27 protein-coding genes are annotated in these 25,581 nt (G+C 71.1%); 9 read left to right on the top strand and 18 right to left on the bottom strand.

The features are described from left to right. Nucleotides 1-135: 135 nt before the first annotated feature. The 4 genes from HFP48_RS03140 (at nucleotide 136) to HFP48_RS03125 (ending at nucleotide 5,353) form a co-directional block, all read left to right on the top strand. Nucleotides 136-1,302 (top strand): acyl-CoA dehydrogenase family protein, encoded by a 1,167-nt coding sequence (locus HFP48_RS03140; RefSeq protein ID WP_168579003.1) that lies wholly within the window; start codon nucleotides 136-138, stop codon nucleotides 1,300-1,302. A gap of 49 nt (nucleotides 1,303-1,351) precedes the next feature. Then, a complete protein-coding gene (locus HFP48_RS03135; RefSeq protein ID WP_006945643.1) occupies nucleotides 1,352-2,875 on the top strand; it encodes a long-chain fatty acid--CoA ligase in 1,524 nt (507 codons plus the stop codon). Nucleotides 2,876-2,900: 25 nt separating this feature from the next. Next, entirely contained in the window at nucleotides 2,901-4,241 is a 1,341-nt protein-coding gene (locus HFP48_RS03130; RefSeq protein WP_050034503.1) for an MFS transporter, read from the top strand. A 266-nt stretch (nucleotides 4,242-4,507) separates the two neighbouring features. Then, nucleotides 4,508-5,353 carry a PhzF family phenazine biosynthesis protein gene (locus tag HFP48_RS03125; RefSeq protein ID WP_102800628.1) on the top strand — a complete coding sequence of 282 codons (846 nt, stop codon included), beginning with the start codon at nucleotides 4,508-4,510 and terminating at the stop codon, nucleotides 5,351-5,353. A 48-nt stretch (nucleotides 5,354-5,401) separates the two neighbouring features. On the opposite strand, the gene HFP48_RS03120 is transcribed toward HFP48_RS03125, so the two are convergent. Continuing rightward, complete coding sequence (locus tag HFP48_RS03120; protein ID WP_006945647.1) at nucleotides 5,402-5,743, bottom strand: DUF3703 domain-containing protein; 342 nt, start codon at nucleotides 5,741-5,743, stop codon at nucleotides 5,402-5,404. 339 nt (nucleotides 5,744-6,082) lie between these two features. Between HFP48_RS03120 and HFP48_RS03115 the strand changes: the two genes are divergently transcribed. The 5 genes from HFP48_RS03115 to HFP48_RS03090 all read left to right on the top strand — a co-directional run bounded on the left by HFP48_RS03115 (nucleotide 6,083) and on the right by HFP48_RS03090 (nucleotide 9,827). Beyond that, complete coding sequence (locus HFP48_RS03115; protein ID WP_006945649.1) at nucleotides 6,083-6,517, top strand: hypothetical protein; 435 nt, start codon at nucleotides 6,083-6,085, stop codon at nucleotides 6,515-6,517. A 757-nt stretch (nucleotides 6,518-7,274) separates the two neighbouring features. Beyond that, nucleotides 7,275-7,964 (top strand): energy-coupling factor ABC transporter permease, encoded by a 690-nt coding sequence (locus HFP48_RS03105; RefSeq protein WP_006945652.1) that lies wholly within the window; start codon nucleotides 7,275-7,277, stop codon nucleotides 7,962-7,964. Beyond that, a complete protein-coding gene (locus HFP48_RS03100; RefSeq protein WP_006945654.1) occupies nucleotides 7,961-8,323 on the top strand; it encodes a PDGLE domain-containing protein in 363 nt (120 codons plus the stop codon). Before HFP48_RS03105 ends, HFP48_RS03100 begins: the two co-directional genes overlap by 4 nt. Continuing rightward, nucleotides 8,320-9,078 (top strand): cobalt ECF transporter T component CbiQ, encoded by a 759-nt coding sequence (gene cbiQ, locus HFP48_RS03095; protein ID WP_050034500.1) that lies wholly within the window; start codon nucleotides 8,320-8,322, stop codon nucleotides 9,076-9,078. The genes HFP48_RS03100 and cbiQ overlap by 4 nt, the downstream gene beginning before the upstream one ends. After that, the gene (locus HFP48_RS03090) at nucleotides 9,075-9,827 is read left to right on the top strand and encodes an ABC transporter ATP-binding protein (protein ID WP_144414996.1); all 753 of its coding nucleotides are present in this window, start codon (nucleotides 9,075-9,077) and stop codon (nucleotides 9,825-9,827) included. The genes cbiQ and HFP48_RS03090 overlap by 4 nt, the downstream gene beginning before the upstream one ends. 6 nt (nucleotides 9,828-9,833) lie before the next feature. On the opposite strand, the gene HFP48_RS03085 is transcribed toward HFP48_RS03090, so the two are convergent. The 17 genes from HFP48_RS03085 to HFP48_RS03005 all read right to left on the bottom strand — a co-directional run bounded on the left by HFP48_RS03085 (nucleotide 9,834) and on the right by HFP48_RS03005 (nucleotide 25,581). Continuing rightward, a complete protein-coding gene (locus tag HFP48_RS03085; RefSeq protein ID WP_050036257.1) occupies nucleotides 9,834-10,574 on the bottom strand; it encodes a DUF6390 family protein in 741 nt (246 codons plus the stop codon). A gap of 114 nt (nucleotides 10,575-10,688) precedes the next feature. Next, a complete protein-coding gene (gene hypD / locus HFP48_RS03080) occupies nucleotides 10,689-11,822 on the bottom strand; it encodes a hydrogenase formation protein HypD (RefSeq protein ID WP_006941958.1) in 1,134 nt (377 codons plus the stop codon). Nucleotides 11,823-11,849: 27 nt separating this feature from the next. Further along, nucleotides 11,850-12,122: a HypC/HybG/HupF family hydrogenase formation chaperone gene (gene hypC / locus HFP48_RS03075; protein ID WP_006941963.1), complete on the bottom strand. Its 273-nt coding sequence runs from the start codon at nucleotides 12,120-12,122 to the stop codon at nucleotides 11,850-11,852. A 16-nt stretch (nucleotides 12,123-12,138) separates the two neighbouring features. Beyond that, a complete protein-coding gene (gene hypE, locus HFP48_RS03070; protein WP_282597447.1) occupies nucleotides 12,139-13,224 on the bottom strand; it encodes a hydrogenase expression/formation protein HypE in 1,086 nt (361 codons plus the stop codon). Continuing rightward, a complete protein-coding gene (locus HFP48_RS03065) occupies nucleotides 13,221-13,901 on the bottom strand; it encodes an SIS domain-containing protein (protein ID WP_006941965.1) in 681 nt (226 codons plus the stop codon). The genes hypE and HFP48_RS03065 overlap by 4 nt, the downstream gene beginning before the upstream one ends. Beyond that, on the bottom strand, nucleotides 13,898-14,653 hold the full coding sequence (locus HFP48_RS03060) for a HypC/HybG/HupF family hydrogenase formation chaperone (RefSeq protein ID WP_006941967.1): 756 nt from the start codon (nucleotides 14,651-14,653) through the stop codon (nucleotides 13,898-13,900). The genes HFP48_RS03065 and HFP48_RS03060 overlap by 4 nt, the downstream gene beginning before the upstream one ends. Further along, entirely contained in the window at nucleotides 14,650-16,992 is a 2,343-nt protein-coding gene (gene hypF, locus HFP48_RS03055) for a carbamoyltransferase HypF (RefSeq protein ID WP_168579002.1), read from the bottom strand. The genes HFP48_RS03060 and hypF overlap by 4 nt, the downstream gene beginning before the upstream one ends. Then, nucleotides 16,989-17,246, bottom strand: a complete 258-nt coding sequence (locus HFP48_RS03050; protein ID WP_006941975.1) for a HypC/HybG/HupF family hydrogenase formation chaperone — start codon at nucleotides 17,244-17,246, stop codon at nucleotides 16,989-16,991. The genes hypF and HFP48_RS03050 overlap by 4 nt, the downstream gene beginning before the upstream one ends. Nucleotides 17,247-17,249: 3 nt before the next feature. Then, the gene (locus HFP48_RS03045) at nucleotides 17,250-17,744 is read right to left on the bottom strand and encodes a hydrogenase maturation protease (RefSeq protein WP_155948219.1); all 495 of its coding nucleotides are present in this window, start codon (nucleotides 17,742-17,744) and stop codon (nucleotides 17,250-17,252) included. A 120-nt stretch (nucleotides 17,745-17,864) separates the two neighbouring features. Beyond that, on the bottom strand, nucleotides 17,865-19,241 hold the full coding sequence (locus tag HFP48_RS03040) for a hypothetical protein (RefSeq protein ID WP_168579001.1): 1,377 nt from the start codon (nucleotides 19,239-19,241) through the stop codon (nucleotides 17,865-17,867). Next, complete coding sequence (locus tag HFP48_RS03035; RefSeq protein WP_006941981.1) at nucleotides 19,238-19,909, bottom strand: DUF6084 family protein; 672 nt, start codon at nucleotides 19,907-19,909, stop codon at nucleotides 19,238-19,240. Before HFP48_RS03035 ends, HFP48_RS03040 begins: the two co-directional genes overlap by 4 nt. Beyond that, nucleotides 19,906-20,532: a DUF5947 family protein gene (locus tag HFP48_RS03030; protein ID WP_006941983.1), complete on the bottom strand. Its 627-nt coding sequence runs from the start codon at nucleotides 20,530-20,532 to the stop codon at nucleotides 19,906-19,908. Before HFP48_RS03030 ends, HFP48_RS03035 begins: the two co-directional genes overlap by 4 nt. After that, complete coding sequence (locus HFP48_RS03025) at nucleotides 20,532-21,404, bottom strand: NifU family protein (RefSeq protein ID WP_029547182.1); 873 nt, start codon at nucleotides 21,402-21,404, stop codon at nucleotides 20,532-20,534. The genes HFP48_RS03030 and HFP48_RS03025 overlap by 1 nt, the downstream gene beginning before the upstream one ends. Nucleotides 21,405-21,407: 3 nt before the next feature. Then, nucleotides 21,408-23,192, bottom strand: a complete 1,785-nt coding sequence (locus HFP48_RS03020) for a nickel-dependent hydrogenase large subunit (RefSeq protein WP_029547181.1) — start codon at nucleotides 23,190-23,192, stop codon at nucleotides 21,408-21,410. A gap of 24 nt (nucleotides 23,193-23,216) precedes the next feature. Beyond that, nucleotides 23,217-24,272, bottom strand: a complete 1,056-nt coding sequence (locus HFP48_RS03015) for a hydrogenase expression protein HypE (RefSeq protein ID WP_043801121.1) — start codon at nucleotides 24,270-24,272, stop codon at nucleotides 23,217-23,219. Between the two features lie 111 nt (nucleotides 24,273-24,383). Beyond that, nucleotides 24,384-25,247, bottom strand: coding sequence for a hydrogenase nickel incorporation protein HypB (gene hypB, locus HFP48_RS03010; protein WP_168579000.1), 864 nt, complete (start codon nucleotides 25,245-25,247; stop codon nucleotides 24,384-24,386). Between the two features lie 4 nt (nucleotides 25,248-25,251). Continuing rightward, complete coding sequence (locus HFP48_RS03005; RefSeq protein ID WP_006941999.1) at nucleotides 25,252-25,581, bottom strand: hydrogenase maturation nickel metallochaperone HypA; 330 nt, start codon at nucleotides 25,579-25,581, stop codon at nucleotides 25,252-25,254.

The raw sequence follows: 25,581 nt of genomic DNA, 5'->3' as shown, positions 1-25,581 counted from the left end.
ACACATATCCCCAGCTGAGGGCACCGCCCACCCGGAAAGCGGATGGAATTCAACCGTTGACTATTTCAATCATTATTGGTCTACTGTGATCTGCGCGACAAACCACGAGGTCGCAGAAGGAGGACCGCCGTCTCCATGAGTGCCGTGTCGCTCGAACGCACCATCTACGAACCCGACCACGCCGCGTTCCGCGAAACCGCGCGACGCTTCGCCGAGCGCGAGGTCGCACCCCACCTCGAGCCGTGGGCCGCGGCGGGCCGCGTCGATCGCGAGCTGTACCGGCAGGCCGGCAAGCTCGGCCTGCTCGGTGTCGCCGTGCCGGAACGGTTCGGGGGCGGGGGCATCGACGATTTCCGGTTCGGCGCCGTGCTCATCGAGGAACTCGCCCGCGTCGGCGCCCAGGCCGTCACCATGGGCTTGTCGGGATTCAACGACCTGGTCGCCCCGTACTTCACGGCCCTCGGCACCGAGAAGCAGAACCATCGCTGGCTCGCCCCCATGGTCGCCGGTGAGGCGATCGGCGCGATCGCGATGACCGAACCCGGCGCCGGCAGCGACCTCGCCGCCGTCGCCACCACCGCGATTCCCGACGGCGACCACTTCGTGCTGAACGGCAGCAAGATCTTCATCTCCAACGGCCTGCTCGCCGACACGATCATCGTCGTCGCGAAGACCGATCCCGCCGCCGGGAAGAACGGGGTAAGCCTGCTCGTCGTCGAGGACGGCATGCCCGGGTTCACGAAGAACGGCCCGCTCGACAAGGTGGGCCTGTCCGCGCAGGACACCGCCGAGCTGGTGTTCGACGACGTCCGCGTGCCCCGCGCCAACCTGCTCGGCGAGGAGAACCGGGGCTTCGGCTATCTGCGGCACAACCTGCCGCAGGAGCGGCTCAGCATCGCGGTGACCTCCATGGCCCTGATGACCCGCACGTTCGAGACGGCGCTGCGCTACGCCACCGACCGCACAGCGTTCGGGCAGCGCATCGTCGACTTCCAGGCCAACCGCTTCTACCTCGCCGAACTGGCCACCGAAATCGAGATCGCGCAGGTGTTCGTGGACCGTTGCATCCTCGACGCCGCCCACGGCCGGCTCGACGAGGTGACGGCGGCGATGGCCAAGTGGTGGGTCACCGAACTGCATCTGAAGGTGGTGCACCGGGCCGTGCAGCTGCACGGCGGCTACGGGTTCATGAAGGAGTACGACGTCGCCCGCGACTATCTGGACTCCCGGGCCGGGACCCTCTACGGCGGCACCACGGAAATCATGAAGGAGATCGTCGGTCGCCGGCTCACCCGGACGTAGTCGCTTCGGCCACAGACCATCCCGCATCCCAAGGCATCGAGGAGATCCCGTGCTCAATCAAGGTACCGGAACCTGGCCGCACCGACGCGCCCGGCAGGCCCCCGACGCGGTCGCGCTCGACTTCCGCGGCACCACCGTCACCTACCGCGAACTCGACGAGCGGGTCACCCGGCTCGCCCACGCCCTGCGCGCCCGGGGTATCGGCCCCGGAGACCGGGTCGCGCTGCTGTCCGCGAACCACCCCGCCTACCTCGAGGTGCTGTTCGCCGCCGGCCTGCTCGGGGCCGTGTTCGTGCCGCTCAACGCCCGGCTGACCACCCCCGAGGTGGAGTACTGCCTGGCGGACTCCGGCAGCGCCGTGCTGATCCATTCCGCCGCCCTCGCGGACGTCGCCGACGCGGCCGCCACCGCGGCCGGCACCGCCCGGCGCGTGGTCCTCGACGGGGCACCCGACGACCGGGCCGTCGGCTACGAGGAGATCATCGCGACCGCCCCCGCCGACCGTCTCGACGTCCCGGTCACGCACGACGACCCGTGCTTCATCATGTACACCTCCGGCACCACCGGCCGGCCCAAGGGCGTCGTCCTCACCCACGGCAACGTGGTGTTCGCGGTGATGAATCCGATCGTCGATCTCGACTTCCTCTCCGACGAGGTGGCCCTGGTCGCCGCACCGCTCTTCCATACCGCCGCCTTGAACTTCGTCGCCCTGCCGACCCTGCTCAAGGGCGGCACCGTGATCGTCGAGGAGGGCTTCGAGCCCGGCCGCATCCTGCACCTGATCGAAACCAAGAGGGTCACGTACTCGTTCGGGGTGCCCACGATGCTCGACGCGATGAGCACCCACCCGAACTGGAACCGCACCGACCTGAGCTCGATCCGTCGCTGGATCGTCGCGGCCGCACCGGTACCGCCACGGACCCTGCAGACCTACACCGCCCGTGGCGTCCGCCTCTGCCAGGGATACGGATTGACCGAGACCGGCCCGGGCGCGCTGATCCTCACGCCCAAAGACGCCGAGCGCAAGCTCGGCACCGCGGGCGCCCCGCACTTCTTCACCGACGTGCGCGTCGTCGACCCGGACGGCACCGAGGTCGCCCCCGGCGACCGCGGCGAGATCCAGATCTCCGGCCCGAACGTGATGCGGCGGTACTGGAATCGCCCCGACGCCACCGCCGAAGCCTTCACCGGCGACGGCTGGTTCCGCTCCGGCGACGTGGGGGTTCCCGACGAGGACGGCTTCGTCACGATCGTCGACCGGCTCAAGGACATGATCATCTCGGGTGGCGAGAACATCTACCCCGCCGAGGTGGAGGCCGCCATCCTCGACCTGCCCGGCGTCCTCGGCTGCGCCGTCTTCGGTGTGCCCGACGAGAAGTGGGGTGAGGTGGGCCGGGCCGCCGTCACCCTCGCCGACGGCGCCACCCTCACCGAGGACGAGCTGTTCGCCTTCCTCGGCGAGCGCCTCGCCAGGTACAAGATCCCCAAATCCCTTCTCGTTCTCGACGAGATCCCCCGCAACGCCACCGGAAAGATCCGCAAGGACAAGTTGCGCGAGCAGTACGCCCACTGACCCGACCGCCACGGCAGGAGCTCCCATGACCGTCACCGCATCCGCGGACATCACTGCGGCCCAGAGAAAGAAGGAAGTTCGACGCGTCGTGCTGTCGAGCTATCTGGGCAGCACCATCGAGTTCTACGACTTTCTGCTCTACGCGACCGCGGCAGCGATCGTCTTCGCACCCGTGTTCTTCTCGGACCTGTCCCCGCTCGCCGGGACCATCGCGTCGATGGGCACGTTCGCCGCGGGCTACCTGGCCCGTCCTTTCGGCGGCGTCGTCTTCGGGCACTTCGGCGACAGGTACGGCCGCAAGTCGATGCTGCTGATCTCCATGACGGTCATGGGCGTCGCGTCGTTCCTCATCGGCCTCGTCCCGCCGGCGTCGGCGATCGGATCCTGGGCCGCAATCATTCTCGTGCTGCTGCGCGTGTGCCAGGGCATCGCCGTGGGCGGTGAGTGGGGCGGCGCGGCGCTCATGTCCCTCGAACACGTCGGCGGGCGGGGGCGCGGCTTCGCCGCCTCGTTCACCAACGCCGGCGCACCCACCGGTTCCCTGCTCGGCACCCTCGCCCTGGCGCTGGTGGCGCTGCTGCCCGAGGACGACTTCCTGTCGTGGGGCTGGCGCATCCCGTTCCTGCTGTCCGCGGTGATGCTGGCCGTCGGCCTGTTCGTCCGGGCCCGGGTGTCCGAGAGCCCGCTGTTCCGGGAGGCGATGGCCAAGCAGGCCGAGGTGGACGCCACCGCGGTCGACAGGCGGACCCCGCCGATCCTGAGCATCCTGCGCCGTCCGCGGAACCTGCTGCTCGTCGCCCTGGGGTGCATGGCCAGCTTCGGCATCCAGACCATGTTCACCACGTTCGCCATCGGGTACGCGTCCCATTCCGGGGTGACCCGATCGCAGGCGCTCCTGGCGTTCGCCGTCTGCCAGTTCGTCGCGATCTTCACCCTGCTCGGATTCGCCCGCCTCTCCGACCGCGTCGGCCGGCGACCGGTGATGCTCTTCGGTCTCGGCGCGTTCGTCGTGCTGATCGTGCCGATCCTGGCGCTACTGTCGTCCGGCAACGTCGCCCTGGTGACGCTCGGGTTCGTGCTCGGCTTCGGCGTCTGCCAGTCCGCGACCTACGGTCCGATGGCGGCGTACATCGCCGAGCAGTTCGGCACCGCGGCCCGGTACACCGGCGCCTCGCTCGGCTACCAGGGCGCGACACTGCTCGGCGCGGGCTTCACGCCGGTGATCCTCGCGTCGCTGCAGGCGGCCGCCGGCGGCGGCACCGGCCTGGTCGCGGCGTTCATGATCGGGCTGGCAGTCCTGAGCGCGGTGTTCATCCTCCTGGCGAAGGAGAGCAAGGACCGCGACCTGAGCACGTACGAGCACTGAATCCTCGAACCGTGAAGGGCGCGCAGGGACTTCCCTGCGCGCCCTTCGTCGTTCAGCGCCGCAGTCGTTCAGCGCCGCAGTCGTTCAGCGCCGCATCGGCACGTGATCGATGCCGGCCTCGAGGTGGTTCGGACCGATGCGGGCGAGCGTCGCGGAACGGATGGTCCGCACTGAGCCCATCGCAGGGTCGCCGGCATATTCGGATGCGCCCCGCCGGCGCCGCGACCACAATCGTCGGGACGGAACCGACGAAGGAGACACAGCCGATGATGCAGCCACGTTCCCGGAACTTCGCGCAGGTCGACGTGTTCGCCGCCGAGCCGTACCGGGGAAACCCGGTCGCGGTCGTCCTCGACGGCGACGGCATCCCCGACGAGGCGATGGCGCAGTTCGCGGCGTGGACGAACCTGTCCGAGACCACGTTCGTTCTTCCCCCGACGACCCCCGAGGCCGACTACCGGCTGCGCATCTTCACCCCCGGCGCGGAGATCCCGTTCGCCGGCCATCCCACGCTCGGCTCGGCGCACGCGTGGCTCGAGGCCGGCGGCGTGCCGAAAACCCCGGGCCTTCTCGTCCAGGAATGCGGAGCCGGACTCGTCGAACTGCGCCACACCGACGAGTCGGCAGCGTTCCGCGCCCCCGAGCTGGTCCGTCGCGGCGACCTCGACGAGGACCACCTGGCCCGCATCGCCCGTGGCCTCGGGATCGCGCGCGAGCGGATCGTGGCCCACAACTGGGTCGACAACGGGCCCGGCTGGGCTGCGGTCCTGCTCGAGTCCGCGCAGGACGTGCTCGACCTCGAACCCGACGACCAGCACATGCGCGACCTGATGCTCGGTGTCGTCGGCCCCTACCCGCCGGGATCGCCGCAGCAGTTCGAGGTCCGCGCCTTCGCCGCGCCCGTCGGCGTCAAGGAGGACCCGGTGACGGGAAGCCTCAACGCCGGCCTGGCCCAGTGGCTGATCGGCGCCGGCATCGCGCCGGCCGACTACCGAGCGAGCCAGGGGACGCGCGTCGGCCGCTGCGGCATCGTGACCGTGCACTCGTCGGGCGACGAGGTGTGGATCGGCGGACACAGCACGACGTGCATCCGCGGGACCGTGCACCTGTAGGAGCCGGTCGTGAGCGGGGTCCGCCCCTCCGAACCCGGGGGTGGGCGACTACGCCGACAGCGCCCGGGCCAGATCGGCCGGAACCGGCATCGGGGTCGTCAGGCCGGCGGCGACCCGTCCGGTGTTGCCTTCGGGATACCGGCCGGTCATCGAACCGGGAGCAGCGACGACGATCCGCACGACCTGCCCGAGGGCCTCGCGGCGGTCACGGCAGCGCAGCGCCAGGGCGAGCATCGCGACGTGATTGCAGGTGTGCAACCACGGATCCGGCTGGGACAGGATGTGCGCCCGTTCGAGGTGGCGCCACCGTTGCTGCGGGTCGCCGGCAGTTTTCGACGCGGCCATCTCCCGTCGGTAGAGGTCCCGGGCGACGGTACCGATGCGCGGCATGACCGATCCTTTCGGTGAACGTTGTCGAACGCGAGCTGTCAGCAGCATTCCTCGGTCTCGGCCGCCGAGCAAGAACGGGCCGCCACGGGTCGATCGTTCACACACGTCCGTGGCCGGAATTCCCGCTCCCCCTCTGCGCAACGAGTAATCCGAGGACGGTCAGGACTGTAGTGACCGCAGCGCGGGTGCGGCCCACGTGGTCGTCTTCGTCGCGCTCTCGCAGCGACGGCCCTCGTCCTCACCCTTCTCGCCGTGACGAAGGACGGCCGGCGTCCCCGTCGCCGCAGGCGCCACTAGGATCGGCGATCAGGTGCCGATCACAGCAGTCGAGGACAAGTGATGGAAACTCTCGCACGCTACGTGGAACTGTTCGTGCCGATGCTCTGGCTCGGGATGGTGCTCGCCATCTCCTTCCTCGAAGCACCCCTGAAGTTCCGGGCGCCGGGAATCACCATCCCCCTCGGACTCGGTATCGGTCGCCTGGTGTTCCGGGCACTCAACACGGTGGAGGGGGTCCTCGCCCTCGTGCTGATCACGGCGTGCCTGGTCTCGTCGCCCGGCACGACCGGGTGGATCCTGCTCCTCGTGACGGTGGCCGTGCTGGCGGTCCAGGTGGCGGTGATCCGCCCGCCGCTGACGCGCCGCTCGAACCGCATCCTCGCGGGGGAGGACGCACCCCGCTCGAAGGTGCACTACGCCTATGTGGCGCTCGAGATCGTCAAGGTCGCACTGCTGATCGCGCTGGCGATCGTGCTGGCGCGCACGTTCGTCTGACGCCGCCCCGGCGCACCGGGCTCCCTGGTCCGCCCGAACAGCGCGCGTCCTCGGCGCGGTGCACCCTCGCCCGGTGGGCGGGGCCGGCCCCTCGTCGTCACCTCGGGTCGTGTCGGCTCACCCGGCGGGCCGCTCCTCGGTCGGCGACGTCGTGGCGCCACCCGGGGTCTCGGAGGGCTCCGCCGACTTGCGGGTCTCGTCGGCCACCGGCCGTCCGGCACCCCCGGTGCTCGCCTCTCCCCTGTCGTCCGGCGCGGGACGGACATCCCCGCGCTCCGTCCGCCCCTCGTAGGGCGGGACGGCCGCGTCCGCATCCCCGACCGTCGTGGTGTGCCCGGGTCGGTGCGACCCCCGCGTCGCCGGGGTCGACGGAGATCATCTCGTCGTCCTCGAACGCGCCGGCGGGGCGGTCCGCGGGCCCTCCTCCGGGGCCGGTGGAGCCCATGTCGCGCGAGCCGGGGGCACCCCGCTCCGACTGCGGCTCCTCTTGCCTTCCGGTTCCGTCGTTCATCGCTTCTCCTCGGGGATTCGAGCATTCCGACGAATGGACCCCCTCACTCCATCCGAGCACGCGGCGCCGCGTTTGTCGACAGTCGATCTCGCCGGGGAGACGGCAGGACGCCCCACTGCGGACCGCGCCGCACGAAGGTCCCGGCGGAACTGGACGAACCGGCCCGACGGCCGAAAGACTGTTCAGTTGTTCAGGTGGGCAGCTAGAATCGCGTCGACGCATCCTCACGTCTCGGAGGTTCTTCCGATGGACGTCGTAGCCATGCACATGAGCGACGGTCTGCTCGACGCGCGGACCTCGCTGGCGTTCTTCGTCGTCGCCGCGCTCGGCCTCGCGGTGGCGCTCCGCAGGGCCCGGTCCGGGCTCGACGAGCGCATCGCTCCCCTGGCCGGCCTCGTCGCGGCCTTCGTCTTCGCCCTGCAGATGATCAACTTTCCGGTCCTGCCGGGGGTGAGCGGGCACGTACTCGGCGGCGCGCTCGCCGCCGTCCTGGTCGGTCCCGCGACCGCCGCCCTGTGCCTGACGGTCGTGCTGGTCGTGCAGTCACTGCTCTTCGCCGACGGCGGTCTCACCGCCCTCGGCGCCAACGTCACCAACATGGCCCTGCTCGGCGTGCTCGCCGGGTACGGCACGGCCGTGGCGCTGCGTCCGCTGCTGCGCCGGTACCCGTGCGGACCGGCCCTCGGCGTGATCTCTTTTGCCGCAGCGCTGGTCGCGACGGTCGCCGCGGCGACCGGGTTCCTGGTCGAGTACGCGGTCGGCGGCACCGCCGGGTCCGCCGGCACCGTCGCTGCGTTCCTGCTCGGCACCCACGTTCTCATCGGCGCCGGTGAGGGACTCGTCACCGCCGTCACCGTCGTCGCGGTGGCACGGGCGCGGCCCGACATCGTCCATCTGCTCCGCCCGCTGCGGCCGCCGACCCGGGCACCGGCATGACGCGCCGGCGTCTCCTGATCCTGTTCGCGGTGGCGGCGTTCCTGTGCGCGGGGATGCTGTCGTACCTTGCCGATTCGAGCCCCGACGGCCTCGAGGCCGCGACCGCGCGGGGGTGTGCCGTGGTCGAAGTCGACGGTAGCGCCACGGTCACCGGGGAGTGCCTGGCGGGTGAGGCCACCGATCATCCGTGGGACGCGGGTCCGCTGGCCGGTTACACGGTCGGCGGCCACACCGGATCCACCGGCGTGGCCGGGGTTCTCGGCGTCGCCGCGACCTCGGCGGTGGCCGCCGCGCTGTTCCGTCTCCTCGTCCGTCGACGGGGCGCATCCGGGAACAGGACTCCGGGAGCGCGGCCGTGACCACCGCGCTGCGGGGCGGGCCTGCACGCGCGACGACTGCTGTGCACCGCCTGCCCACCGAGGTGAAGATCGTCGCCGCAACGGCATTCGTCTTCGTCGTGGTCGCCACTCCGCGCGAGGCGATGTGGGCCTTCGCCCTCCATTTCGCGGTCGTCGCGGCGATCTGCGCACTCGCCGGGATCCGCTGCGCCTGGCTGGCGCCGCGCATGTCGATCGAGGCTCCGTTCGTCGCGCTCGCCGTCCTGCTCCCGTTCGCCGAGGCCGGCGACCGGGTCGACGTCCTGGGGTTCTCCCTGTCGGTTCCGGGCCTGTACGCGGCGTGGGGCATCCTCGTCAAGGGCACCCTCGGGGTGCTCGTCTCCCTCGTCCTCGCGGCCACCACCCCGGCCCAGGACCTGCCCGCCGGCCTGGCCCGCCTCCGGGTTCCGGCACTGCTCACGACGGTGGCGGTGCTCATGCTGCGCTATCTCGAACTGCTTGCCGCCGAGGCGAACCGAATGCACCGTGCCCGGATCTCCCGCGGCGACGACCCACGCACCCTCCACCGCATCGGAGCGACGGCCCGGGGAATCGGGGGGCTGTTCGTCCGCGCCTACGAGCGCGGTGAGCGGGTGCATCTGGCCATGCTCTCCCGCGGATTCACCGGTGCCGTCCCGGCCTCCGGTCCTCCCGCCACCGCGATGGCCTGGGCTGCGGGCCTGCTGCCGGCCGCCGTCGCCGGTGCCGTCTGCGCCGCCGCCTGGGTGACGGCATGACCGCGGAGCCGGCCGTGCTGCTGACGGGGGTACGGCACGTCCACCCCGACGGGCACTGCGCCCTCGACGGCATCGACCTCGCCGTCACCGCCGGTGAGCGGGTCGCGGTCCTCGGCCCGAACGGCGCCGGCAAGACCACCCTGATGCTGCACCTGAACGGCGTACTGGCGCCGTCGTCCGGGACCGTCCGGATCGGCGGGCTGCCGGTCGCGCGGAACACCCTGCGTGAGATCCGGCGACGGGTCGGACTGGTGTTCCAGGATCCCGACGACCAGTTGTTCATGCCGACCGTCGCACAGGACGTGGCGTTCGGGCCCGCCAACTTCGGCGTTTCCGCAGCCGAACTCGACGCCCGGGTCCGCGAGGCCCTCGAGGCGGTCGGCATGACCGAGCACGCCGGCCGCAACACCGCGCATCTGTCCGCGGGTCAGCGTCGACGGGTCGCCCTCGCCACCGTGCTGGCGTGCCGGCCCGACGTTCTGGTCCTGGACGAGCCGTCCACCGACCTCGATCCCGTCGCCCGCCGGGAACTGGCCGAGGTCCTCCTCGGCATCGACGCCACCCTGCTGCTGGTCACCCACGACCTGCCGTACGCCGCGCAGGTGTGCAGCCGGGCCGTGATCGTGAGCGACGGACGACTCGTCGCGGACGGTCCGATCACCGCCCTGCTCGCCGACGCCGACCTGCTCGCCGCGAACCGGCTGGAACTGCCGTGGGGATTCACCCTGCCGGAGACCGACCCGCGCTGAGCGCCGTCACCCCGCGGCGAGCCGGCCGTTGGTGCGGTCGAGCTGCCGCACCGTCGCGGCCTCCAGCCGGCCCACCTCCTCCTCCTCGAGCCGGTCGCACAGGAAATCCCAGTGCAGCGCAACATGTTCGCCGAGCCGCAGTCCCGGCACGAACACACCCGCACCGGTGCGGCGCCGTACCGTCTCGGCGCGTTCCGCGCCGAGACGCAGGCGGGCACCGTCGAACCCGAGCCGGCGGCTGCGCACCGTCGCCGTGTCGGGTCCGACGGCGACGACGGTGCCCCAGCGGATCCGGCAGGAATCGAGAACCTGTACCGGCTGGGGCATCCCGGTGGTCAGCAGTCGCGACCACGGGTACACCCCCAGCACGTGGAACGCGTGCGTCGGGGCCGCCTCGGCAAGCAGTTCGGGTGTCAGGTGGGTCCAGTAGTGCCCCGCCTGCGTGCCCAGCCGCTCGAGCAGCCGGGTCCCGAACTCCACCGGATCGATCCGGTCCGTCAGGGCGTTGCCGGTCCAGTAGGCGCGCACCACCTCTGCGTCGAGGGGGTCGGTCCGGCCGGCCAGGGCCGCGATCAGCTCCTGGTAGGGCCATGCTCCGGTGAACCGCCGGGCGGCGGCCACGACCGCCGCGCCGTCGCCGTGCCCGCACGCGGCGGCCTCGAGGGCCGCCGCCCCTGCCGGGCCGCAGTAGCCCAGTGCGTTCGGCGCATGGGCGTAACGGGCGAAGAGCCGCTGCCCCTCCGTCACCACTGCCCCTCCGTCACCACTGCCCCTCCGTCACCACTGCCCCTCCGTCACCACTGCCCCTCCGTCACCACTGCCCCTCCGTCACCACTGCCCCTCAGTCACCACCGCCACGGATCAGGCCGTTCCGCGTTGCCCCACCAGCGCCGCGGTGTCCCGGTGCAGCCGGCCGAAGTTGTAGTAGGCGGCACACGCCCCCTCCGGTGACACCATGCAGGTGCCGATGGGGGTCTCCGGCGTGCACGCCGTGCCGAAGACCTTGCATTCCCACGGTTTGATGACGCCCTTGAGCACCTCGCCGCACTGACATGCCTTCGGGTCGGCGACGCGCAGGCCAGGCATCGAGAACCGCTGCTCGGCGTCGAAATCCGCGTAGTCGGGGTGGATGCCGAGCGCGCTCTGCGAGATGAATCCGAGGCCGCGCCACTCGAAGTGCGGCCGTAGCGCGAACGTCTGCGCCATCAGCCGTAGTGCCTGCACGTTTCCTTCGGGCCGCACCACCCGGCTGTACTGGTTCTCCACCTCGCACCGGCCGTCCCGGATCTGCCGCAGCAGCATGTGCACCGAGGCGAGGATGTCGAGCGGCTCGAATCCGGCCACCACGATCGGTTTTCCGTACACGGCGGGGACGAAGCGGTAGGGACGCAGTCCCACCACGGTCGACACGTGCCCCGGTCCGAGGAATCCCGAGAGCCGCAGATCCGGCGACTCGAGGATCGCCTTGATCGGCGGCACGATCGTCACGTGGTTGCAGAACACCGTGAAGTTGCTCAGGCCGAGCTGTCTCGCCCGCACGAGCGTCACCGCCGTGGACGGGGCGGTGGTCTCGAATCCGACGGCGAAGAACACCACATGCCGGTCCGGGTGGTCCACCGCGATCTTCAGGGCGTCCAGCGGGGAATACACGAATCGGACGTCGGCGCCGCGGGCCTTGGCCTCGAGCAGGTTCCCGCGCGAGCCGGGCACCCGCATCATGTCTCCGAACGTCGTGAACACCACGTTCGGTTGCTCGGCCAGCCACATGGCGTCGTCGATGCGGCCCATGGGGATCACGCACACCGGACAGCCGGGGCCGTGCACCAGCTCCACCGACGCGGGCAGCAGATGTTCGATGCCGTGCCGGTAGATAGTGTGGGTGTGGCCGCCGCACACCTCCATGAACTTGAACTCCTCCCCGGCGGCGAGGTCGGTGATCGAGGCCACCAGGGCGCGCGCCGCGGCGGGGTCGCGGAACTCGTCGACGAATTTCATGATCCTGCTCCGCCTTTCATCCGGTGCTCACGCGATCTCGGACGCGTTGAAGGCTTCGATCTCGTTGACGTAGTCGGCGCCCATCTTCCGCACCTGATCGAGGGTCAGCTTCGCCTCGTCCTCGTCGATCCGGGCCATCGCAAAGCCGACGTGCACCAGCACCCAGTCCCCGACCTGCAGGCCGGTGCCGGCGAGCAGCCGGACGCTGATGGCGCGTTGCACGCCGTTGACGTCCACCTTCGCCAGGTGCTGGGCGGGGTCGACCATGTCGACCACCCGGCCGGGAATTCCCAGGCACATTGCGTCTCTCCTCACCTCAGCAGATCCGGGGCAGCGGATCGCCCACGAGCATGTCCACGATCCGGCTGCCCCCGAACGCGGTACGCAACGCGACGATGCCCTCCGGTTCGGCCAGGATCTCCCCGATCTCCGCGGCGTCGCCGCCGCCGGGGCACGCCCGCAGTGCGGCGAGGGCGGCGTCCGCCTCGTCCGGGGCGACGACCGCGACGAACTTGCCCTCGTTGGCGACGTACAGCGGGTCGATGCCGAGCATGTCGCACGCCCCGGTCACCGTCGGCCGGATCGGCAGCACGGCCTCGTCGAGCACCACCGCCAAGCCGGTGGCCTGCGCCAGCTCGTTGCAGACGGTACCGACGCCACCGCGGGTGGGGTCACGCATCCACCGGGTCGACGGCGCGGCTGCGAGCAGGGCCGCCACCAGCTCGTGCACCGGCGCCGTGTCGGAGGCGATGTCCGCTTCGATCGCCAGGTCGCCGCGGGCCAGCAGCACCGCCATGCCGTGGTCGCCGAGCGTCCCCGAGATCAGCACGCGGTCGCCGGGGCGCACCAGGTCGGCCCCGAGGCGGCGCCCGGCGGGAACCAGGCCGACCCCGGCGGTGCTGATGTAGAGACCGTCGGCGGCGCCCCGGCCCACCACCTTGGTGTCGCCGGTGACGATCTCGACCCCGGACCGGGTGGCGGCCGCAGCCATGTCGGCGACGATCTCGCGCAGCCGCGCGATCTCGAAGCCCTCCTCGATGACGAACGCCGCGGACAGCCACCGCGGCCGCGCGCCCGACACGGCAAGGTCGTTGACCGTGCCGTGCACGGCGAGGTGCCCGATCGAGCCGCCCGGAAACGACAGCGGCTTGACGACGAACGAGTCCGTCGAGAACGACAGTCTCTCCCCGGAGTCGAGGCGCACGGTGGCGGCGTCGCCGAGCTGCTCGAGTTCGGTGTTGCGGAAGGCCTCGACGAAGACCGAATCCACCAGGGCCGCGGACGCCTTGCCCCCGGCGCCGTGCGAGAGGGAGATCACGGTGTCGCGCAGGCGCGGCCGGCGCCGCCGGAACGCCTCGATCCGTTCGAGGACCCGGTCCTCGCGTTCGGCCGATGTGCTCACCGTCCGCCTCCCGTCGCCGATTCCGCGCGCGCCAGGTGTTCCTGCGCGGCCGACCACAGCCGGTACCCGATCAGGGCGTGGCTCTCCTGGATCCGGTGGATGCTCTGCGAGCGGATGGTGAAGCAGAAGTCGAGATCGTCGGTGGCGGCCATCCGGCCGCCGTCGTGCCCCGCGAATCCGATGGTGAGCAGTCCCCGCCGCCGCGCCTCCGCCAGCGCCGTCATCAGGTCGTCGGAGTTGCCAGACGTGGACAGGGCGATCGCGACGTCGTCGCCGTGCGCGTGCGCGATGATCTGCCGCGAGAAGATCAGCTCGAATCCGACGTCGTTGCCGAGCGCCGTCACCACCGCCTGGTCCGCGGCGAGCGACCAGGCCGGCACCGGCCGTCCCCGGGCCGGCCGGCTGAACAGCGTCGCCAGGGTCGCTGCGTCGGTGGAGCTGCCGCCGTTGCCGAAGGTGTAGAGCCGGCCGCCGCGAGCGAAACGCTCGGCCATGCGCTGCCCCGCCGCGACGAGGTCCTCGCCCCATTCGTCCAGCGAAGCCCGTTGCAGACGCGCGCTGTCGGCCGCCTTGCCGCGGGCGGATTCCGCAAGGTCGCGCAACAGGGCGGTGGCGTCGTGCTCCTGCGCGTCGATGAACGGGTACAGGAAGTCGGTGCCGTCCGGTTCGGTGCTCACAGCCGTTCCCCCTCATCGAGTGCCCCAGCATCGAGTTCCGGCGCGTCGAGTCTGGTGAGGGCGACGCCGCCGTGCACCAGCACCAGGTCGCCGGGCGTGACGTCGCCGAGGAGGGAGACGTCGACCCGCTCCCGGCCGGCCGCGGTCCGCACCGGCGCGGCGCCGGTGTCGTCGGCCGGCCACATCACCTCGCCGAGCCGGCCCTCGTCGCTGCAGGTCACGCACACCTCGTCGGTGCAGCCCGGGTCGGCGAGCAGGCCTGGATGCTCGAAGCACACGTGCGTCAGTTCCCACAGCAGGTGGTACAGCAGCACGAACCGCCCGGTGGCGGGCACCATCGGATCGTCCGAGTCCACCCACAGCACGTGGGTGGCCGCACCGGGCGCGGGCCGCGGACCGGAGCCGATCCAGATGGTGTCGGTGCCCCACGCGGGTGCGCGCCGGGCGATCTCGCGCACGGCCGGCTGATCGGCGGAGGCGACCGCCAGGATGACGTCGCCGGGGCGGGCGGCGACCCGGCACTGGGCGACCGGGTCCGGCTCCACGAGCGACACCGACGGCAACGCCCGTTTACCCATGATCACGGGGTGCACGAACTCGACCGCCACGTGATGGGCGTGCGGCTCCCACTGCGGGGACACCACCCACAGGGTCGCCCCGGCATGGAACCGGCGGGCCAGGCTCAGCGCCGTCGCGGCGAGGTCGGCGGCGAGTTCCGCGCCGATCGGCTCGGTGTCGTGTGTCGATGTCATCGCGCTCGTCCCGTCCCGGCAGGGTCCACGGCCCGGCCGCGTGCGAACGCGGCACCGAGCGCGGCCTGCCCCAGCGACAGGCCACCGTCGTTCGGCGGCACCCGCTTGTGTGTCAGCACCTCGAACCCTCTGTCCTGCAGCATAGTTCGGACCATGCCCAGCAGGAGCCGATTCTGGAACACGCCGCCCGTCAGGCCGATGGTGCGTACCTCCGCCGCATCGGCGATCCGGGCCGCCAACCGCACTGTTGCCGATGCCAGCGCACGGTGGAAGCCCGCCGCGAGGTCCGCGGCGGGGACCCCGAGCCGGACGCCGGCGACGAGGCAGGCCAGCGTGCCGGCCCAGTCCAGCTCGTCCCCCCGCAGCGACGAATGCACCGGCGCGGCATCCGTGGCGGTGCGCGCCAGCACCTCGAGTTCGATCGCGGCCTGCGCCTCGTAGCTGATCCGGTGCCGCACCCCCAGCACGGAGGCCACCGCGTCGAACAGCCGGCCGGCGCTGGTGGTGCGCACGCAGCCGACGCCCGACGCCAGCTGCGAGTCCACCAGGGCGCGTTCGGCGGCACCGAGCGCGCTCACGCACGGCAGGTCCTCGATCTCCTCGATGCCGGCCTCCCGCAGCACGGCCAGCGCGACCCGGGCCGGGGTGCGCACGGCGACGTCGCCGCCGGGCAGCGGGAACGACCGCAGGTGCCCGGCGCGCCGGGCGTCGCAGGGATCCGTTCCCACCAGCAGCAGCTCCCCGCCCCAGACGGTGCGGTCGCAGCCGTATCCGGTGCCGTCGAACGCGATCCCCAGCACGGGGGTACCGAGCCGGCGATGCTCGGCGAGCAGGGACGCGACGTGCGCGTGGTGGTGTTGCACTGCGCGCAGCTCGACGTCGTGGTCCTCGCAGTAGCGTTCGGCCCACTCCCGGGTCGCGTAGCCGGGATGCGCGTCGGCCACCACCACCTCGGGGGTGACGCGGTGCAGGGCGGTCAGCTGCGCGACCGACGCCTCGAAGGCGCGCCGGCTCTCCACCGTGCCCATGTCCCCGAGATGCGCCGAACAGAAGGCGTAGTCCTGCCGGGTCAGGCAGAAGGTGTTCTTCACCTCGGCGCCGACCGCGAGGACCACCGGCGCCGCGCCGCCGAGCAGCACCGGCATCGGCGCAAATCCCCGGGAGCGCCGCAGCGGCAGTTCCATGCCGTCGGCGACCGCGACCACCGAGTCCTCGCACGGCACCGCGATGTCCCGGTCGTGCATCAGGAACAGATCGGCGATGCCGCCGAGCCGGGCCAGGGCGTCGTCGTTGCGGAAGCAGAGAGGCTCACCGGACAGGTTTCCCGACGTCGCCACCAGCAGCCGCGGCACATCGTTCCCGTGCCCGGGCACCGGCGCGAACAACAGGTGGTGCAGCGGCGTGTACGGCAGCATCACCCCGAGCTCGTCGAGTCCGGGTGCGACCGCGTCGGCGACGGCCGCGCCGGGACGGGCCCGCAGCAACACGATCGGCCGGGCCGGCGCGGTGAGCACGGCCTGCTCGGCCGCGGACAGCAGGCACACCGCGGCGACGGCCGCGACGTCCGGCGCCATCACGGCGAACGGCTTGTCCGGCCGGTGTTTCCGCTCCCGCAGCCGGTTCACCGCGGTGGGGTTCGTGGCATCGCACACGAGATGGAAGCCGCCGAGTCCCTTGACCGCCACGATGTCCCCGGCGGCGAGCGCCGCCTGCACCGTGGCCAGCACCTCCGAGTCTCCGTCGATCCGGCGGCCGTCGCGTACGGCGAAGATCCGCGGCCCGCAGTCCGGGCAGCAGATCGGCTGGGCGTGGTAGCGGCGGTCCGTGGGATCGGTGTACTCGCGGGCGCAACTCGGGCACAGGGGGAACCGGGCCATGGTCGTCGCCGGCCGGTCGTACGGCAGGTCCGTGATCACCGTGTAGCGGGGCCCGCAGTGGGTGCAGTTGACGAAGGGATGCCGGTAGCGCCGGTCGGCGGGATCGTTCAGCTCGCGCAGGCAGTCGGCGCACGTCGCCACGTCCGGCGGGACCAGGGTGCGCGCCCCGTCCGCGTGGTGACTCTCGACGATGCGGAAGTCGTCCTCGCCGCGCGGCATTCGCGGGGCGGTGGCCACGTCGACGAGCACGGCCAGCGGCGGTGCGTCGTCGCGCAGGCGGCGGGTGAACTCGTCCAGATCCGCGGCGGCACCCTCGATCTCGAGGAACACCCCGGAGTCGTCGTTGCCGCAGTACCCGCCCAGGCGCAACTCGCGGGCCAGCCCGGCGACGAACGGCCGGAAGCCGACGCCCTGCACCACGCCACGCACCACCAGGCGCCGTCGCTCGGCCACGGGGATCACGGCGCCGCTCCCGGTTCGTCCCGGGGCCGTCCCATCAGTTCGAGCCCTTCCATCGCGCGCCGCGCGCCGGCCTCGTCGACCCGATCCATCGCGAAGCCCATGTGGATGACGATCCAGTCGCCGGGCGCGAGGTCCGGGTCGTCGAGCATGCCGACGTTCACCTTGCGCTCCTCGCCGGCCACGTCGACGAGGGCGAGCTGCCCGGCGTAGCCGTCGAGCCGCCGGATCACCCGTCCCGGGATGCCGAGGCACACCGCTCAGCCCTCGTCCCCGGCGACCGCGGCTCCCGCCGGCGGCGCCTGCGCACGCAGGCGGCGCACGGTGCGCCGGACGGCATCGACGGCCGGGCCGACGGCCGCGGCGACCGCCGGGGACAGCCCGATGCCCTCCTCGACCGCCGCCACCTGGCAGCCCACCACCACGGTGGGGGGCGCCTGCCCGCCGAGCGCCTCGAGGCTCGCGAACACCGCGGCCGGGTCCATGGCGTGCGCGTCGATTCCCGCCGGCCCCCGCGTGGCGGTGTCGGCTTCGAAGACCCGCACGGCGCCCGGCTCGCCGGCGCCGGGGACGGCGTCGACGAGCACGAGCGCGTCCCACCCGTCGAGCAGGTCGTAGGCCAGGTGCATGCCGCGGATCCCGTAGTCCACCACCCGGGTTCCGGGTGTGTCGGCCGGGATCCGCCGCACCACCTCGGGGCCGAAGCCGTCGTCGCCGAGGAAGATGTTGCCGATGCCCGCCACCAGGATCCGCACCACGTCACATCCTGCGCATCCGCAGGTACCGCTGGATGTCCGGCAGCGACTGCACCGTCACGACCACCCCGCCGATCACCGCGGCGGCCAGTGCCGCGGTGGCCAGCATTCCGATGAATCTCATGGCTCCTCTTTCCTCCCGAGCGGCTCGAGTTCGTCGGGCGCGAAGTACAGGTAGCGCCCGTACCAGTCGTGCAGGTCCGCGGCCGGATCGTCGACGAGGACGACCCCGACGTGGGTCTCGCCGTCGACGTCGGCGTGCACGGTGGCCACGCGCGCCACCCGGTCCCGGAAGAACAGGTCCTGCGCGTCGGCCCGGCGCGACGGGTGCAGCCGCACCAGGCTGCCCTGCGCGACCCGGATCCCGCCGATCAGCACCCCGTCCGTCTCGGGCCGGACGCTGGTGTCCGCCTCGGGGGTCCACCAGTCGACGCCGTCGGGCAATTCTGGAATCAGCCCGCCCTCGCGGTGCGGGTCCCGCAGGATGCCGTGCAGGGCCTGCATCTCGGCGGGGGTCATCGTCTCGCAGCGTTCGACGATCTGCGCGGCCCGGGGGTCGGTGGCCCGCGCCTCGGCCTTCTCCTCGTCGGTCAGGGTCAGGACCCGCAGGGTGAGGATCTCGTCGATCTCGGTGGCGTCGAACAGGTCCCCGCCGCTCTGCTCGGCGACCTGCGGATGGTCGTACAGGATGATCGGGGACACCAGCAGCGTGGCGGACTCGCCGGGTGTGGCAGGGTCGGCGTCGCCGGCGAGGACCGGGAAACACCGGGTGTGTGCGCACTCGTCCGCGAGGTCGGCGACGTCGGCGGGCGGCTCGAGCAGCGAGACGAACCGCCCGCCGCGGGCGGCGAGGATCAGATGCGCCCCGATCAGCGACCGTCGCAGCGCGTCGGCGGCGTCCACGGGTGCATCGCCGGTGTTCTCGACGGTGAGATCCAGGCGCATCGCCGCACCGGTTCCGGCGGACGGGCCCCGCTCCACACGAACGACGGCGTGCACCGGCCACCGCGTGCGTACCACCCGGCCGGTGACGGCACCGTCCGCGGCGGTGAGCAGTTCGATGTCCGCACCGCCGGGAACGGCGACCGGAACCATACGCGGGACGGCGAGTTCGGTGACCGGCAGCGGCCCGAGGGGAATCTCGCATTCCACGGCCTCGTCCCACCCGATCCACGAGCGGCCCGCGACGGTCAGTTCGGCCACGGTGACGTAGTCGTCGCCGTCGCGGCGCTGCACCGTGCGGGTCTGCAGTTGCAGGAACCGCACGACCACGTCGATCGTGGCGTCGGCGCGCAGTGGGCGCAGCACGCACTGCGTGGCCAGCGCCGGCTCCTCGCCGATCCCCGCAGCGGCGGCGCCGGGCGGGCCGAGCACACCGAACTGCCAGCGGGAGTGGTTCTTACGGGAACTGGCCCGGTACGGGTACAACAGGTAGCCCTCGTACAGCACAGCGTCGGCCACCGCTCGCACCCGATCAGCCTGTCCCTGCACGGTCACGACGCCGCCTCCCCCGCGCCGGTCGCCGCGGCCGGCCTCGCCTCGGCCGCGGCGAGCAGTTCGGTGACCGCCGCGTCGAGATCGGTGTGCCCGTGCGCCACCTTGTACCGGGTCAGCGCGGCCAGCGTGTCGTGCCCCATGCGGGCGAACCCGGTGCCGGGGAAGTGGCTGCGGATCATCTCGTGCCACACCGAGACCGGCAGGTCGTAGCGGGCCTCGCGGTCCCACGGCACCGGCTCGACAGCCACCCCGCCGCCGCCGCGGCCGAACACCGTCCCGCTGAACAGCAGCAGCAGCGGCACCGCGCCGTCGTCGAGGGCGTGCAGATACCGGGCGGCCGCGACCTCGAAGTCGTACGTGCACGGCAGCGGCAGTGCCGTCTCGCACTCGCCGGCGAAGCCCGGCACCATCGTGGACGTCTGCAACCACGCGAACGAGGAGAGGGTGCTGCCCCACCGGTCGCGGGTGCCGAACAGGTCTCCCAGGGCGGCCTCGGCGTCCGGACCGTAGCGTCGGCGGGCCGGTTCCAGGCGCACCTGGCAGCGCAGCGCCACGCTGTGCACCGGCGCACCCGTGGTTTCCCGGATCCGGAGGCGCGCCGAGAGGCTCGGGGTGGCGGCATACGGTTCGGGAGCGATGTCGACGACCGTGAAGTCCAGGGCGGTCACGCCTGCCCCCTCGCCGGGACGGGACGGCTCCGCCGGGCGACCTCCGCGAAGAAGGCGTCGAGCTCGGCACGGGCATCGGTGCCGCCGTCGAAGCCGCGCCAGACCCGTCGCAGCCGGCCGACCAGCGCGTAGCAGGCGTCGATGGGCACCAGATGACAGTCGGCGGCGCCCCGTCGCGGAACCCGCACGAGCAGCGCCTCGACGTCCGGCAGCGGGGGCAGGAGCGACGGGTTGCCGCCGCACAGCGCCTCCCAGGCGTCGAGCGGCAGCTCCGATTCGGTCGCGCCGGCCGGGCCGGGATAGAACGCGACGGTCCGGCCCAGGGTCGAATTCCGGAAGAAGAACGCCAGGTTCACCGGGATCTCGAGGCTCGCCCAGGCGCCGGGGGTGAGCGCGAACTCCGGGAAGGACAGGTACCGCTCCGGCACCGCCCGGTAGCGCAGTTTTGCCCCGGGATCGGTGAACAGCAGACAGCAGGCCCGGCACACGCACATCAGCTGGCGTGCCTGCACGTCGACGACGTGCCCGTGCCCGTCGCCGATGCCCACGGCGCACATCTCGCAGCGCTCCCCCGCCGGCCGAGGTGCGGCGATGCGCTGCAGGACCTCGAAGGGGGACGGCATCACGCCACCCCGGCGGGCACGGCCACCGACAGCACGCCGTCCCGCACCAGCACCGGCACCGGTTCGAGGTGTTCGTCGCCCGCGTCGAGCCGGACCCCGGCACCGCGCACGTCGAAGTGCGCCGCACAGGTCGGGCACCGCAGCACCGCCGCGTCCGCCCCGGCCCCGGCCCGCCGGTGCAGCGCCGCGCCGGCGAACGCGTGGGTGCAGACCGGGCACCGGTCCCGGTAGGCGAGGAGCTCACCGGCGACGCGGCACACCAGAACCGGCAGTCCGGCGACGACGAAGCCGCCGACCTCACCTTCCGGGATCTCGTCGAGTTCCGGCGCCGCACACCATGTTCCACGAACATCGGAATGCACCCGGGTGAACAGCGCCGCCGCGGGAATGAGTCCTTGCCCCGTGGACCCGGCGGTCTCGACCTCGAGTTCGGTGATCTCCGGCGCCGCCGCCCGCACCGCGTCCTGCACGGCCAGCTCCAGGGTCACCGCCGACGACGGGCATCCGTGGCAGCTGCCGAGCAGACGCAACCGGACCACGTCGTCGCGGATCGCGACCAGCTCGACGTCCCCGCCGTGCGACCCGAGGTACGGGCGCACCCCGTCCAGCGCCGTGCGCACCCGGGTCTCCACGTCGTGCGGGTGCAGCCCGTGGATCAGCAGCAGGCTGGCGACCAGGTCGTCGCGGGCCAGGTCGTCCATCGCGCCGGGATACCGGGCCAGCGCGTCGCAGATTCCGGCGAGTCCCGCCCCGTAGAGTCCCATCACCTCCCGGACCAGGTCCTCGGCCCGTTCGCGCGCCGCCGGCCCGGCCGCGGAGCTCGCGTCCAGCAGTGCCTCGATACGTTCACCCGACTCCCGCCATCGCTCCATCCGTCACTCCCCGGTGACCGACTGGGTCGGCGAGTGCAGTTTCTCGAGGGTCTTCCCGTCTCCGAGGTACATGTGCACCCCGCAGGGCAGGCACGGGTCGAAACTGCGCACGGTGCGCATGATGTCGATGCCCTTGAAGTGCTCGCGGTCGTTCTCCTCGAAGATCGGCTGCCCCTGCACCGCATCCTCGTACGGGCCGGGTGTGCCGTAGCTGTCGCGCGGGCTGGCGTTCCACGGTGTCGGCGGATACGGATGGTAGTTGGCGATCTTCCCGTCGCGGATCACCAGATGATGCGAGAGAACGCCGCGCACCGCCTCGGTGAACCCGCAGCCGATGCCCTCGTCGGGGACCTCGAACGGTTCCCAGGTCTTGGTGCGGCCGGCCCGGATCTCCACCAGCGCCTTCTCGGCGAAGTGCAGGGCGCACGCGGCGGCATAGGCCTGGAAGTAGGTGCGGGCCCGGTTGCGTTCGAGGGTGTTGCTGCCGTGCTGCGGGATCTTCCACTCCAACGTCACCGGCCCCTTCAGCGCGGTCTTGGGGAGGTTGATCTGCACGCTCGACCCGGTGGACTTGACGTAGCCGATGTCGACAAGCCCGGCCAGCGCCGTCGACCACAGCCGGGCCAGCGGCCCGCCTCCGGTGTCGAGGGCCAGGTAGTCGGTGCCGTCGAACCAGCGGGGCGACATCACCCAGCTGTACTTGTCCTCGAGATCGCGTTTCTGTGGTCTCGGATTGGTGTGCTGGTTCCAGGGATGGCGACGGTCCACCGGATTGCCCAGCGGATCGGTCTTCACGAACATCTCCTGATCCGTCCAGTCCTCGTAGTACGAGGAGCCGAGCAGGATGCGCAGGCCCAGGTTGATGTCCACCAGCGAGGTCGTCACCAGCTTGCCGTCGACGACCACCCCCGGGGTGACGAACATCTTCCGGCCCCAGTCCTCCATGTCCCGGTAGGCGAAGTTGCACGTCTCCGGGTCCTGGAACGAACCCCAGCACCCGAGCAGGGTGCGCCGCAGCCCCACCTTCTCGTACCCCGGCAGCGCCTCGTAGAAGAAGTCGAACAGGTCGTCGTGCATGGGCACGACCTTCTTCATGAACTCGACGTAGCGCATGAGCCGGGTCAGGTAGTCGGTCATCAGCTGGATCGTGGCGACCGTGCCGACACCGCCCGGGTACAGGGTGGACGGGTGCACGTGGCGACCCTCCATGAGACAGAACATCTCCCGGGTCGAGCGGCTCACATGCAGTGCCTCGCGGTAGAACTCGCCGGTGAACGGGTTGAGCGAGCGCATGATGTCCGCGATCGTGCGGTAGCCGTGCTGGTCCGCCCGGGGGGCCCGGGTGTTCTCGGCCTTCGCCAGCACCCCCGGATTGGTCTCGGAGACCATCTTCTCGCAGTAGTCGACCCCCACCAGGTTCTCCTGGAAGATGTTGTGGTCGAACATGTATTCCGCGGCCTCACCGAGGTTGACGATCCACTCACCGAGGTGCGGCGGCCTGGCGCCGTACGCCATGTTCTGCGCATAACAGGAACAGGTGGCGTGGTTGTCCCCGCAGATACCGCAGATGCGGCTGGTGATGAAATGCGCGTCGCGCGGGTCCTTGCCCTTCATGAACAGCGAGTAGCCACGGAAGATCGACGAGGTGCTGTGACATTCGGCCACTTCGCGGTTCGCGAAGTCGATCTTCGTGTAGATACCCAGACTGCCCACGATTCTGGTGATCGGATCCCACGCCATCTCCACCAGGTTGCTGCCGGCGGCGGGATCGGGGACGGTGGCTGTCATCGGGCTGCCTCTCTCGGGGCGGGACTACCAGGTACGGGTCGCGCCGGTGGTGAGTTCCGTACCGGGCGTACGCCAGGTCGGCTCCTTGTCCAATGTGCTCTTCGTCAGGCTCCGCAGCTGCCGCACGGCCGAGCCGTACACGCCGACCGCCCGCGTCGAGAGCTTCCCCCCGGGCGGCTCGTCCATGAACGGCATGAACTTGTCCGGGAAGCCGGGCATCGTGCAGCCGATGCAGATACCCCCCACGTTGGGGCATCCGCCGATTCCGTTCATCCAACCACGTTTGGGGACATTGCATTTGACAACCGGCCCCCAGCAGCCGATCTTCACGATGCACTTCGGGGAGCCGTACTCGGTGGCGAAGTCGCCCTGCTCGTAGTACCCGGCGCGATCGCAGCCCTCGTGGACGGTGATGCCGAACAGCCACTGCGGCCGCAGTGCCTCGTCCAGCGGGATCATCGGCGCCTGATTCGTCGCCTGGTACAGCAGGTAGGTCAGCGTCTCGGACAGGTTGTCCGGCTGGATGGGGCATCCCGGCACGCACACGATCGGGATACCCGCCTTCGACTTCCATTCCCAGCCCAGGTAGTCGGGCACGCCCATCGCGCCGGTCGGGTTACCGGCCATGGCGTGAATGCCGCCGTACGTGGCGCAGGTGCCCGCCGCGACGATCGCCGTGGCCTTCGGCGCCAGCCGGTCGAGCCACTCGCTGGTGGTGATCGGTTGCCCGGTCTCTTCGTTGTTGCCGAAGCCGGACCAGTACCCCTCGTCGTGCAGCTTCTCGTTGGGGATCGAACCCTCGACCACCAGCACGAACGGCTCGAGCTCGCCGCGGTCCGCCTTGCGGAACCATTCGAGGAAGTCGTCCGCACCACCCTGGGGGCCGCATTCGAAATCGATCAGCGGCCAATGCACCGCGACCTTCGGCAGCCCCGGCAGCGCGCCGAGTGCAATCTCTTCCACACTGGGTTGCGTGGCGGCGGTGAGAGCCACGGAATCGCCGTCGCAACTGAGCCCGGCGTTGATCCACAACACGTGGATCAAGGCCTCTTCGGCCGCCTGGGCCTCGGGTGTGGGCATGCCGACCACCTTCCGGAGCGCCCCACGCTCCTGCGCCGCAGGAGTCGACCCTCGGCCCACTTGCGCGGCGCTTTCTCTATTAACGCCCCGTTCCGGAGGGATGTCAACGAATCATGATCGTCCCGACCGGCGGTCGGCGATCCAGCGGTACCACGCCTCCATGCCCTCCCCCGTGGTGGCCGACACCGCGAGCACCTCCACGCCGGGGTTGACCGATCCGGCGTGGCGGACACAGGTTTCGAGTTCGAAGTCGACATACGGCAGCAGGTCGACCTTGTTGACGACGACGAGATCGGCGACCGCGAAGATGTGCGGATACTTGAGCGGTTTGTCCGTTCCCTCCGGCGTCGAGATGAGCACCACCTTGGCCTGCTCCCCCAGATCGAAGAGGGCCGGGCACACCAGATTCCCCACGTTCTCCACGAACAACAGCGTTCCCGGAGCCGGATCCAGGGCGGTGAGCGCGTCGTGCATCATCTGCGCGTCGAGATGGCATCCGGCACCGGTATTGACCTGCACCGCGGCGCATCCCGTCGAGCGGATGCGCTCGGCATCGAGCAGGGTCTCCTGGTCGCCCTCGATCACCGCGATCGGCGCGGAGCCGGACAGCTCACGGATCGTTCGTTCGAGCAGGGTGGTCTTGCCGGCCCCCGGCGAACTCATCACGTTGATCGCCGTCACGCCGCGACCCGCGAGCCACCCCCGCGTACGCTCGGCGAGCAGGTCGTTCTTCGCGAGCACCTGCTGTTCGAGAGTGACGGTCTCGGTCTGCACGGGCGCACGGTCGTGCTCGTGGCCGTGGCCGTGCTCGTGGCCGTGCTCGTGGCCGTGGCCGTGGCCGTGGCCGTGCTCGTGGCCGTGGCCGTGCTCGTGGCCGTGCTCGTGGCCGCGCTCGGCGCCGTGGGGAAGGTCGTGCGCGGGCGGCACCGTGATCCGCGGCCCCGCCTCGTCGTCACAGCCACAGGTGGCACACATCGCTTCAGCTCACCTCCATCGACACGATGCGAAGCTCGCGACCCGACCGCACTTCGACATCGGCACTTCCGCAGGAGCACAACAGAATCGGATCGAACAGTGCGAATTCGGTCCCGCAGTCCCGACAGTGCCCGACACCGGCGGGCGTCTCGATGTCCAACCGTGCACCTTCCGCGACGGTGCCCACCGTGACCAGCTCGAAGCAGAACAGCATCGAGTCGGGGATCACGGCACACAGCGCTCCCACCGCGACGCGCACACTGTGCACGCGACGGTCGCCGGCGTGCTCGCACACCGCGTCCACGACGCTCTGCGCGATCGACAATTCATGCAT

Origin of the sequence: Rhodococcus sp. DMU1 (genome assembly GCF_012272955.1) — a bacterium.
In the GTDB taxonomy this organism is placed as follows: Bacteria; Actinomycetota; Actinomycetes; order Mycobacteriales; family Mycobacteriaceae; genus Rhodococcus; species Rhodococcus aetherivorans.
The sequence above is the reverse complement of the archived record's forward strand: the minus strand, read 5'-3'. Positions and strand labels throughout refer to the sequence as shown.